Annotated in this window: 1 protein-coding gene; it reads left to right on the top strand. The window is 58.6% G+C overall.

Going from position 1 to position 1,528, the window contains the following annotated elements; all coding sequences use genetic code 11:
• The coding region (locus L630_RS23070) for a hypothetical protein (protein ID WP_210164333.1) at positions 1–1,004 on the top strand (1,004 nt) is incomplete at its 5' end.
• Between the last annotated feature and the right edge of the window lie 524 nt (positions 1,005–1,528).

Genomic DNA, 1,528 nt, shown 5'->3' with positions numbered 1-1,528 from the left:
GAACGAAGGAGCAACGTATATGGAGCAGATTTTTGGGAACGAAGGAGCATCTTGCGGCCGAGACTAACGGCGAGCATCAACCCTGCCTCAAAGACGACCATCCTTACCGTACAGCAACGCGTTTTCGACGCGATGCTGGCGGCAAGCTTTTGCGCGATGAGAAAGGCCTTCTGGTGCCCCTCATTCCGGCAACGGATGTGGCCACTCGAGGCAAGTCCACGCCGGAAGAGCGTGCCGAAGGACGAGAACGGGCGAGACAGAAGCGTGAAGCGGAGGAAAAGGCCATAGGCAAGATGCGACGCAAGTTTGAAAGGCGCCAAGCTATCGGCGATCCGGATTGCAAACCAAGTGAGCGAGAAGACTTCCCGCTTCTTGACGTGTTGCGTCGCGAGCGCCGGCATGACCTGATTGAAGCAGCTTTGCAATACCGTCAGCTTGTTGCCCTATGCGAAGCGGAGCCGCTGAAGGGGCAGTCGTACGACAAGTCCAGCGGCCTGGAAGTCGTTTACCGAAACACGCTCCGTGATGGAGTTGCTGAAGTGGATGCTGCGGCCGCCAAGGGCTTTAAAGGCACCCGCGTACCAGGCGGCGAGATCGAGTATCGCAGTGAAGTCAAGCGAAGTAAGAAACCGTATCCCCAACCTGCCAAACGGATACTGCCCGCTGCCGCGGCTAAGGATGGAGATCCGGTTATTGGGCGGACCCGCAGCTTACATGTCGAGATCAACGAGCACACAATCGCGGATTACATCGACAAGAGGCCGCGGCTTAATCGCATTCGTATCGCACTGGGCGGTCTCTTGGAGCCGTTCGAAGACGCAGTCCTCGGCGGGCAGACGCTTAGTTGGATAGGCGAACAAGAGGGCTATTCGGGGTCAACCGCAACAGCGGTGGGCAAAGGTCTGGTGATGCGCGGACTTGCTATCGTTCATGGCTTCCTTGGTCGACCAAAGATCAAATCGGCAAACGATAACTTCCTGATTATAAGAAAGAAATCCGCCTGAATACGGGCCGATACGGACGAAGTTGGCTAAGGTGGGAGGGCTGCTGCGAGGCAGCCCTTCTACGTTTTATGCTCCTTCTTTCGCGCTGCGGTTCTTCTGGTTACGCAGCACGAACATCTGTTGCGACTTGCTCCTCAGTCGCGGCAGGCAGTGGGGTCGGTTAGTCGGAAAAACGACCTGTCGGCGAGCATTGGGGCGGCTTCGGCCGCCCCGCCTTTTTTCGCCAAGAGTTTTGCGCGCTCGCGCGCGGGGCCGACCGCGGATGAACCGGCGGCCCACCTCATCCCCGACGCAGCGGTCGGGTTGATCGCGCGCCCGCCGCCGAAATGCGTTCACGGCGGGTGCTGCGGTCTTTTTTTTGCTCACTCGCTTTCCGCCTTACGGAGACAAAAATGAAACTTACACGAGCCGCCGAAATGCGGCCTGCTTGATGGTGTCCCACCGCGTGGTGTAACTGACGGCATTGGTCGCCGTGCTGTCCGGCTTGGCCGGGTTGGTCAGCGTGCTGCTACTGCTGGCAGGCT

Source organism: Aminobacter sp. J41 (assembly GCF_000526635.1).
GTDB lineage: Bacteria > Pseudomonadota > Alphaproteobacteria > Rhizobiales > Rhizobiaceae > Aerobium.
Note: the sequence above shows the minus strand (reverse complement) of the source record. Positions and strands in the feature narration are given on the sequence as shown.